Source organism: Sporosarcina sp. ZBG7A, from assembly GCF_000813425.1.
GTDB lineage: Bacteria > Bacillota > Bacilli > Bacillales_A > Planococcaceae > Sporosarcina.
In genome coordinates this window covers 67,652-77,374 of sequence record NZ_JWIB01000003.1, presented here as the reverse complement: position 1 = coordinate 77,374, position 9,723 = coordinate 67,652, and the positions used below count along the sequence as shown (strand labels likewise).

At 45.7% G+C, this 9,723-nt stretch carries 11 protein-coding genes; all 11 read left to right on the top strand.

From position 1 onward, the window contains the following. On the top strand, positions 1–234 hold a 234-nt coding region (locus RL70_RS18115), incomplete at its 5' end, for a hypothetical protein (RefSeq protein WP_231567209.1). A 297-nt stretch (positions 235–531) separates the two neighbouring features. Further along, complete coding sequence (gene upp / locus RL70_RS00860; RefSeq protein ID WP_025785593.1) at positions 532–1,161, top strand: uracil phosphoribosyltransferase; 630 nt, start codon at positions 532–534, stop codon at positions 1,159–1,161. 41 nt (positions 1,162–1,202) lie between these two features. Then, complete coding sequence (gene wecB, locus RL70_RS00855; RefSeq protein ID WP_039041553.1) at positions 1,203–2,306, top strand: non-hydrolyzing UDP-N-acetylglucosamine 2-epimerase; 1,104 nt, start codon at positions 1,203–1,205, stop codon at positions 2,304–2,306. A 764-nt stretch (positions 2,307–3,070) separates the two neighbouring features. Continuing rightward, complete coding sequence (locus tag RL70_RS00850; protein WP_039041542.1) at positions 3,071–3,442, top strand: ATP synthase subunit I; 372 nt, start codon at positions 3,071–3,073, stop codon at positions 3,440–3,442. Positions 3,443–3,471: 29 nt separating this feature from the next. Then, on the top strand, positions 3,472–4,182 hold the full coding sequence (gene atpB, locus RL70_RS00845; RefSeq protein WP_039041541.1) for a F0F1 ATP synthase subunit A: 711 nt from the start codon (positions 3,472–3,474) through the stop codon (positions 4,180–4,182). Positions 4,183–4,245: 63 nt separating this feature from the next. Beyond that, positions 4,246–4,458, top strand: a complete 213-nt coding sequence (atpE, locus tag RL70_RS00840; RefSeq protein WP_029053447.1) for a F0F1 ATP synthase subunit C — start codon at positions 4,246–4,248, stop codon at positions 4,456–4,458. Between the two features lie 258 nt (positions 4,459–4,716). Further along, on the top strand, positions 4,717–5,268 hold the full coding sequence (atpF, locus tag RL70_RS00835; protein WP_082003270.1) for a F0F1 ATP synthase subunit B: 552 nt from the start codon (positions 4,717–4,719) through the stop codon (positions 5,266–5,268). Continuing rightward, a complete protein-coding gene (locus RL70_RS00830) occupies positions 5,265–5,801 on the top strand; it encodes a F0F1 ATP synthase subunit delta (RefSeq protein ID WP_025785599.1) in 537 nt (178 codons plus the stop codon). The genes atpF and RL70_RS00830 overlap by 4 nt, the downstream gene beginning before the upstream one ends. Positions 5,802–5,828: 27 nt before the next feature. Continuing rightward, complete coding sequence (gene atpA / locus RL70_RS00825; RefSeq protein WP_039041540.1) at positions 5,829–7,340, top strand: F0F1 ATP synthase subunit alpha; 1,512 nt, start codon at positions 5,829–5,831, stop codon at positions 7,338–7,340. Between the two features lie 48 nt (positions 7,341–7,388). Continuing rightward, on the top strand, positions 7,389–8,246 hold the full coding sequence (gene atpG / locus RL70_RS00820) for an ATP synthase F1 subunit gamma (protein WP_039041539.1): 858 nt from the start codon (positions 7,389–7,391) through the stop codon (positions 8,244–8,246). A gap of 43 nt (positions 8,247–8,289) precedes the next feature. Beyond that, positions 8,290–9,705, top strand: coding sequence for a F0F1 ATP synthase subunit beta (atpD, locus tag RL70_RS00815; RefSeq protein ID WP_039041538.1), 1,416 nt, complete (start codon positions 8,290–8,292; stop codon positions 9,703–9,705). The last annotated feature ends 18 nt before the right edge of the window (positions 9,706–9,723 follow it).

Sequence of the window (9,723 nt, the reverse complement as noted above, 5' to 3'; positions counted from 1 at the left end):
CGTCATATTGCCGATTTCCACATGCCAGCCGAAGTAGCTCATCCTAAAACAAGCGAAGCGCTACCAATAACTCCCTTAACGCGGTTGAATTGTGTCTCGATGCCGATTAATTCTTCCATGTTGCCGATACTTCAAGAGATAGTGCCGATTCTTACTCTGGAGGTGCCGATTCACCTCGCGAAACTGCCGATATCCGCCGTCATATTGCCGATTTCCACATGCCAGCCGAAGTAGCCCATCCTAAAACAAGCGAAGCGCTACCAATAACTCCCTTAACGCAGTTAAACTGTGTCTCGTTATCGAGAAATTCTGCTAGGTGAAGAAGAAATGCAAAGATTTGATTGGTAAAGTGCACTTTGTGATCGAGAACCAATGACGAGTGTCGTACAATCCGAACCATGTGATTTACAACGCGGAATCGGCACGATATAACCGTGTAAATGTTCCGGAAATTCCAAACTTCACGCTAGACAACCGTTCACGCCATCATTCTGTTATACTGTATTGGACAAAGTAAAAGGAGCGATTTTAATGGCTAAAGTACACGTATTCGATCACCCGCTCATTCAGCACAAACTTACATTCATCCGCGACGTAAACACAGGAACAAAAGAATTCCGCGAACTCGTAGACGAAGTTGCAACATTGATGGCTTTTGAAATCACACGAGAGCTCCCCCTCCAGGAAGTAGACGTTGAAACGCCGGTTTGCATGGCGAAATCGAACGTACTTGCAGGGAAGAAACTCGGAATCGTACCGATTTTACGTGCAGGTATTGGTATGGTAGATGGAATTCTAAAACTAATCCCAGCAGCAAGAGTTGGTCACGTCGGATTATTCCGCGATCCGGAAACTCTTCAACCACACGAGTATTTCGTGAAGTTGCCGTCTGACGTATCGGAACGTGAATTGATTGTCGTCGACCCGATGCTTGCTACAGGGGGAACAGCAGTAGAAGCTGTCAACTCATTGAAAAAACGTGGAGCGAAGCACATTAAATTCATGTGTCTCATTGCGGCTCCTGAAGGCGTAAAAGTATTTACAGATGCACACCCTGACGTGGACGTTTACATCGCAGCACTTGATGAAAAACTCAACGATCATGGCTACATCGTACCAGGACTCGGCGATGCTGGGGACCGTTTGTTCGGAACCAAATAATTGGGGAAGGCGTGAACACTTTGAAACGCAAATGGAAAGTAATGACGATCTTCGGAACGCGTCCGGAAGCTATTAAAATGGCTCCACTCGTTCTCGAATTGCAGAAGCATGAAGAAGATATTGAATCAATCGTAACTGTAACTGCGCAGCACCGTGAAATGTTGGACCAAGTGCTGAAAACATTCGGCATCAAACCTGATTTTGATCTTAACATTATGAAAGATCGTCAAACTCTTATCGACGTCGCAACACGTGGACTCGAAGGGCTTGATGGGATCATGAAAGAAGCACAACCGGATATCGTACTTGTACACGGTGACACAGCAACAACATTCGTTGGCAGTCTCGCGGCATTTTATAACAAAATTGCAGTCGGACACGTCGAAGCTGGTCTTCGTACATGGGACAAGTACTCTCCATATCCGGAAGAGATGAACCGTCAGCTGACGGGCGTCCTTGCAGACCTTCATTTCTCACCAACGGAGAAATCGGCTCAGAACCTTATTAACGAAGGGAAGCCTGAAGACCGAATCTACATCACAGGGAATACAGCAATCGATGCGTTGCACACAACTGTCGATGACACGTATACGCATCCGATTTTTGAGAAGCTCGGTGATGACCGACTTGTCTTGCTAACAGCTCACCGTCGTGAAAACTTAGGGGACCCAATGCGCAACATGTTCCGCGCCATTAATCGCCTACTCGAAAAACACGATGACATTCAAGTAATCTATCCAGTTCACATGAACCCAGCGGTGCGTGAAGTTGCGGATGAATTGCTTGGGAATAACGATCGGATTCATTTGATTGAACCACTTGAAGTTGTGGATTTCCATAACTTTGCAGCTCGTTCACATATTATCCTAACCGATTCAGGCGGCATCCAAGAAGAAGCCCCTTCTCTCGGCAAACCTGTCATCGTCCTTCGTGATACAACAGAACGCCCAGAAGGGATCGACGCAGGAACACTCAAATTAGCAGGAACCGACGAAGATACAATCTTCAAGTTGGCAGACGAACTTCTGTCTGATCAAACTGCATACGAGTCTATGGCAAAAGCGTCCAATCCTTATGGAGACGGACATGCATCTGAACGAATTGTAGAAGCTTTGAAGAAATATCTGAACGAACAAAACAACTAATCGAAAAGGTCACATGAAAAGCAGAGGCATACACGCCTCTGCTTTATTTGATTGACCGAGTATAAAAATTCTACCTAACTGCCACACTCTATAGAGTTAGCACTAAAAACAAAGTCTTTTAGCTACTCTTTACTGATAAGAGTCTTGCTATAAAATTGGGGGGATTTACTAATGGATAGGTCAACCGATTGATCTCTTTTAGGGAAATGTATATTCAATCCCTAAGGAAAACGGCAATCTGATTCAGAAATAAAACCTGTGAGCCAGTCACTTTTTAAAGGAAGCTACTAAGGGAATTCCCTAATTTTCAGAAATACAACGATTTACTATGAAAGTGTGACGATTGTTTGACAGTGCCTTTAGTTTGTGAAGAATTTCACGGGAATCAATTGACATCAAAATATCGCTATTGTATGCTTACAGAGGGTAATAATGATAGGGTTTATACATAGATAAATCAGCTGAAACCGCTTGATTTTTTTGGCTAAGTTCTATCATCACTCGTAGCCTATCGCACTTAGGAAATATGGGCATCTGTGCGATACGTTGGACAACGTGTCCTGGTGAATGCCAAGCAGGCGGCACTTTTCTTACCATTCTTAGTCCCGGTCTACCCGAGACATCTGATCAGTAAGTGGTTGCCGTACATCTCGGACAAGCCAATGCGTACCAACCTGCGAACCCGCTCGTTGTTCGACTTGTAAAACGAAAGTCGAACGTTTCAGTTTCTAACTAAACTTATCGTAATAGGAGACTCACCTACCATGCAGACAATGCAGGAAATTTTCGCAAGGCAAAAGAGAGCTCTATTTTTTTTGCTCGCATTGCTGATATTAGGCTGGGCCTTTACGGGAGCGAAGGAGATTTTTGCTGGTCTTTTGCTAGGATTAATCTTCGGATTGTATAATTTTTGGATACTTATCCGTAGAATGGAACAATTCGACAAGAAACTGGATCAGGGCAAAAAGGTTTCGCTCGGTTCGGGATTGCGTTTCGCTTCCGGAGTGGCTGCGGCCGCCATCGCGATGTCGATGCCAGAAAACTTCAATCTGATCAGTACTGTGATTGGTTTGATGATTCCATATGCCCTATTGTTGGTCGATAGGATATTTTATCATGTGAAGCATCATTCTTAAACTGATCACAAAAGGGAGGTGAACGAAACGTGGAACATGAAAATCCGGAACTTGTCCTCTTCGGTATAAGCTTCAACCCTGCTAACATTATGATGCTTTTCGTCACGTGTCTCATCGTTTTCATCATTGCAGTTCTTTCAACACGGAGAATGCAGATGAAACCTACGGGTATGCAGAACTTCATGGAATGGATCATGGACTTCGTCAAGGGGATTATTAAAAACAACATGGACTGGAAAACAGGCGGCCGTTTCCACGTACTCGGCATCACGCTTATTATGTTCGTGTTTGTTGCCAATATGCTTGGTCTGCCATTCTCTATCCAATGGGATCATAAGTTGTGGTGGAAATCACCGACAGCCGATCCAGTCATTGCAATGACGTTGGCGGCAACTGTTGTTATCTTGACGCATTATTATGGGGTAAAGATGCTCGGTATTAAAGGATACTTCAAAACGTACATTCAGCCAATGCCATTCCTGGCACCACTGAAGGTCATTGAGGAATTCGCAAATACGTTGACACTCGGTCTTCGTCTTTACGGTAACATCTTTGCTGGGGAGATCTTGATTGGACTTCTCGCAACACTTGCAGCCGGCAGCTTTGGTGGATTCATCGGAGCAATTCTTCCTGCACTCGCTTGGCAAGGGTTCTCGATTTTCATCGGGGCAATCCAAGCATTCATCTTCGTTATGTTGACGATGGTTTACATGTCACACAAAGTGACAACAGACCACTAAACATAAAACCCGCTTGCGGGTGAACTCGCACTACCAAACTAAACAATACTAGGAGGAAATAAAATGGGTCTATTAGCAGCAGCTATCGCAGTTGGTCTTGGCGCACTCGGCGCTGGTATCGGTAACGGATTGATCGTTTCAAAAACAGTTGAGGGGATTGCTCGCCAACCAGAAGCACGTGGCGTTCTTCAAACAACAATGTTCATCGGTGTTGCATTGGTTGAGGCTTTGCCAATCATCGCTACAGTTATCGCTTTCATCGTTATGAACAAGTAATTTACACAGATTCAATTCAGGTAGTTAATGAAACGGATAGGGCCTGGGCTGCCACGCGGTCTTGCCAGCCTGTATGACTCCTTCTATTATCTAACCACTTTATAAGAACGTTAAACAATGGCGAAGAATGGAAAAAGATTTATCCTTCGCCATTCGTTTATGTCAGCGGATATCGAGCGCATTTTGCGTTCGGAACCAATCATTCTAACCAAAACGTTTGTGCAACAAACGTAAGTTTTTGAAGGGAGTGAAACAATCGTGTTTTTGGATACCTTCGTCCTTTTGTCAAGCAATGCTGACTCAGGATTCTTATCCAGCCTGAACCAACGGCTGAACTTAGGTGATATCATTGCAACAGTAGTATTCTTCACACTTCTCATGCTTCTTTTGAAGAAATTCGCATGGGGCCCATTGATGGGGATCATGGATCAGCGTGCTGAAATGATTGCAAACGAAATCGAAGCGGCAGAACAAAGCCGTCTAGACTCACAAAAATTGTTGGAAGAGCAACGCGCTCTTTTAAAAGAAGCACATGCAAACGCGCAGTCAATCGTTGAAAACGCGAAAAAGCAAGGCGAAGCACAGCGTGAGGAACTCATTCAAACGACACGCGCAGAAGTGGGTCGTATGAAAGACAACGCAGCGCTTGAAATCGCAACAGAGAAAGAAAAAGCAATCGCGGCTGTCCGCGAAGAATTCGTTTCTCTTTCTATCATGGCAGCGTCTAAAGTACTCGGCAAAGAAGTATCCGAGGAGGATAACCGCGCATTGATCGAAGAAACGATTGTGAAGGCAGGGGAAGGCCGATGAGCCGTTCTATCGTAGCGGAACGTTATGCTACTGGGCTGTTCAAAGCAGCTCAGGAACAAGGCGTATTACTCGCAGTTCATACTGACGTTCGGGAGCTCCAAGCAGCGCTTAACGACAACAATGGCTTCGGGGAACTTATGAGCTTACCACAACTGTCATTGATCAAAAAACGGGAATTGATTGCTAACATTCTGCCAGGTGCGCAAGAGTTATTACTCAATGCACTATACGTAATGCTTGATGCAGATCGTATGGATGAACTTAGCAACGTTCTCGAAGACTTCCACCAGTTAGCAAACGATGCATCCGGTGTTGCGGAAGCGACAGTCTATGCAATCCGTCCACTAACTGAACAGGAAGAAACAGCAATTTCCAGCGCATTTGCTCACAAAGTTGGCAAACAGTCGCTTCAGATTCAAACAATTATTGAACCAAAATTGATCGGAGGCATCCGCCTTCAGATCGGAAACCGAATCTTCGACAGCAGTATTAGCAACAAGCTTGCTAAATTAGAGCGTACGTTGATCGGTTAAAATCTTGAAAGATGAGGGGTGACATACATGGGCATTAAAGCTGAAGAAATCAGCACACTGATTAAGCAGCAGATTGCAGGCTATCAGTCTGAGATGGAAGTTAGCGAAGTAGGTACTGTTCTCGCAGTAGGTGACGGTATCGCCCGTGCTCATGGTCTCGACAATGTCATGGCCGGCGAACTCCTTGAGTTCTCCACAGGTGTACTTGGTATGGCGCAAAACTTGGAAGCGAACAACGTAGGTATCGTTATCCTTGGACCATACAAAGACATCAAAGAAGGCGATGAAGTACGTCGTACAGGCCGTATCATGGAAGTTCCAGTTGGAGAAGCATTGATTGGACGCGTCGTCAATTCACTTGGACAACCAGTGGATGGACTAGGTCCGATTAACACAACAAAAACTCGTCCGATCGAAAGCCCAGCGCAAGGCGTTATGGCTCGTAAATCGGTTGATGAGCCACTTCAGACAGGTATCAAAGCGATTGACGCACTTGTACCAATCGGTCGTGGACAACGTGAATTGATCATCGGTGACCGCCAAACAGGTAAAACTACTGTAGCGATCGATACAATTCTTAACCAAGCAGATCAGGATATGATTTGTATTTATGTAGCAATTGGTCAGAAGGAATCTACAGTTCGTGGTGTTGTTGAAACGCTTCGTGAAAACGGCGCGCTTGACTACACAATCGTTGTAACTGCTTCTGCATCACAACCATCACCACTTCTTTACCTTGCTCCTTATGCAGGTATTACTATGGGTGAAGAGTTCATGTTCCAAGGCAAGCACGTTTTGATCGTCTATGATGATCTTTCTAAACAAGCTGCTGCATACCGTGAGCTTTCGTTGTTGCTACGCCGTCCTCCAGGTCGCGAAGCATACCCAGGAGATGTATTCTACTTACACTCTCGTTTACTCGAACGTGCTGCGAAATTGAACGACTCCCTAGGTGGCGGATCAATCACAGCATTGCCATTCGTTGAAACACAAGCAGGCGATATCTCTGCATACATTCCGACGAACGTAATCTCCATCACAGATGGTCAGATTTTCCTTCAGTCCGATCTATTCTTCTCAGGCGTACGCCCAGCGATCAACGCTGGACTTTCCGTATCCCGTGTAGGTGGATCTGCACAGATCAAAGCAATGAAAAAGGTTGCAGGTACACTGCGTCTTGACCTTGCTGCGTTCCGTGAACTTGAAGCGTTCTCTGCGTTTGGATCATCTCTTGACCCTGCAACTAAAGCGAAACTTGACCGTGGACACCGTACTGTTGAAGTCTTGAAACAAGATTTGAACAAACCGGTTAAGGTTGAACACCAAGTCGTAATTCTTTACGCACTAACTCGTGGATTCCTTGATGATATCCCAGTTAAAGATGTTCTTCGCTTTGAAAGTGAAATCACGATTTGGCTTGAAAGTAACCACACTGACGTATTGGAAACAATCCGTACTACGAAAGGTCTTCCTGCAGATGACGTATTTGCAGCAGCGATCAATGAGTTCAAAAAGAACTTTGCGGTTTCTGGACAATAAGTTAAGTAACGGATTACGGGACTAAAACTAAAAGGTGGTGAATAGCCAATGGCCTCATTACGCGAGGTAGAACAGCGCATTAAATCGACGAAGAGTACACGTAAGATCACGAAAGCGATGCAAATGGTCTCTGCTTCAAAATTGAGCCGTGCGGAAGCAAACGCGAAGAAATTCGTACCGTACATGGACAAAATTGAAGAAGTGGTCGGATCTATCGCTTCTGTCACTCAAAACTCTGGACACCCGATGCTCGTAACTCGCCCAGTCAAGAAGACGGGATATATCATCGTCACATCTGACCGTGGACTTGTTGGAGGATATAACGCCCACATTCTACGTAAAGCGAAACGCGCAATTGAAGCACGCCACGCATCAAAAGATGAAGTCGTGCTCTTCGTAATCGGAAGTAAAGGAACTGAATTCTTTAACCGTCTTGGTTTCGAAGTGGAAGAGAGTCTTGTAGGTGTTACGGATCACCCTTCGTTCGAAGAGATAAAAAACATCGCGAATAAAGCTGTTGGCATGTTCACGGAAGGCAATTACGATGAGTTGTACCTTTATTACAACCATTTCGTCTCCGCCATCTCCAATGAAGCGACGGAACGAAAATTGCTTCCGCTTACTGATCTAGAACCGTCTGGAGTGAGCTCATCTTATGAATTCGAACCTTCTGCGGAAGTGATTCTTGAATCCTTATTGCCGCAATACGCGGAGAGCCTCATTTTCGGAGCGGTCCTAGACGGGAAAGCAAGCGAACATGCTTCCAGTATGACTGCGATGAAGACTGCTACAGATAATGCTACTGATTTGATAGATGACTTGACGCTCATATTCAACCGTGCCCGCCAAGCTGCGATTACCCAGGAAATTACGGAAATCGTTGCCGGCGTTGCAGCGCTCGAATAGGCGTAACGAAAACGAACGTACCAGTACGACAGGAGGGAAAAGCATGAGTAAAGGACAAATTCTTCAGGTAATGGGTCCGGTTGTTGACGTTCGCTTTGCGGATGGACAACTTCCACAGATCTACAACTCCCTGAAAGTCCAAATCAATCGCCCAGGTGCTGAAGCGGAAACGCTCACACTTGAAGTGGCCTTGCACCTTGGAGACGATTCTGTACGTACGATTGCAATGTCCTCTACAGACGGTTTGAGACGCGGCGAAGAAGTAACAGATATGGGCGCGCCAATCTCAGTACCTGTTGGAGACGTTACACTCGGACGAGTATTCAACGTACTCGGTGAGGAAATCGACCTTGGAACGCCACTAGCGGCAGACGTCCAGCGTGATCCGATTCACCGTGAAGCACCATCATTTGAATTCCTTTCTACAAAAGTAGAAATTCTTGAAACGGGTATTAAAGTTGTTGACTTACTTGCTCCTTATATCAAGGGTGGTAAGATCGGTCTCTTCGGTGGTGCAGGTGTAGGTAAAACTGTACTTATCCAGGAATTGATCAACAACATCGCACAAGAACACGGCGGTATCTCGGTATTCGCTGGTGTTGGAGAGCGTACTCGTGAAGGTAACGACTTGTACTATGAAATGACAGACTCAGGCGTTATTAAGAAAACGGCAATGGTCTTCGGTCAAATGAACGAGCCACCTGGTGCGCGTATGCGTGTTGCCTTGACTGGTTTGACAATGGCTGAACACTTCCGTGACGAACAGGGCGCTGACGTTCTGCTCTTCATCGATAACATCTACCGTTTCACACAAGCCGGTTCTGAAGTTTCTGCCTTGCTCGGTCGTATGCCATCTGCGGTTGGTTACCAGCCGACATTGGCGACTGAAATGGGTCAGCTTCAAGAGCGTATCACTTCAACTAACAAAGGCTCTGTTACATCGATCCAAGCGATCTATGTACCTGCCGATGACTATACAGATCCAGCTCCTGCTACGACGTTTGCTCACCTTGACGCAACGACGAACCTTGAGCGTAAACTATCTGAGATGGGTATCTATCCAGCGGTGGATCCACTTGCTTCGACATCACGTGCTCTTAGTGCGGATATCGTAGGTAGAGAACACTATGACATCGCAACACAAGTACAACAAACGTTGCAGCGTTACCGTGAACTTCAAGACATCATCGCAATCTTAGGTATGGATGAGTTGAGTGAAGATGACAAGCAGATCGTTGATCGCGCGCGTCGTGTTCAGTTCTTCCTGTCACAAAACTTCCACGTTGCCGAGCAATTCACGGGCCAAAAAGGTTCGTACGTGCCGGTTGCTGAAACTGTACAAGGCTTCAAGGCAATCCTTGAAGGCAAATACGACCACCTTCCTGAAGATGCATTCCGACTTGTTGGACGCATCGAAGAAGTTGTGGCTAAAGCAAAAGAAATGGGCGTAGAAGTCTAATAAAAGGGACCAGGAGGG